We start from the raw sequence: 263 nt of genomic DNA on the forward strand, positions 1-263 counted from the left end.
TGGAGCGGCTGGCCGAGCGCGTCGAGCAGACCAAGGGCGGGGCGATCCAGCCGCGCACGGCGGAGCTGCTGGACGCGCGCGGTCTGCTCGACGAGATCTTGGAGCGGGCGAACGCGCGGCCGAACGTCGGCGGGCACTTCGCAGGACTGCCGGTGGAGCTGGACTGCACGCCTTGGGACACAAGGAATCCTTACGTGATCGGCATTCCGCAGTGGAGGGTCGAGGAAGTGCTGGAGGAAGCGGCGACCGCACGCGGCGCGCGG

The 263-nt window shown here is 70.7% G+C and carries 1 protein-coding gene; it reads left to right on the plus strand.

The features are described 5' to 3' along the window. The coding region (locus CCN37_RS41240) for an FAD-dependent monooxygenase (RefSeq protein WP_210408403.1) at positions 1-263 on the plus strand (263 nt) is incomplete at both ends.

Source organism: Allokutzneria sp. NRRL B-24872 (assembly GCF_002155965.1).
Classification (GTDB): Bacteria; Actinomycetota; Actinomycetes; order Mycobacteriales; family Pseudonocardiaceae; genus Allokutzneria.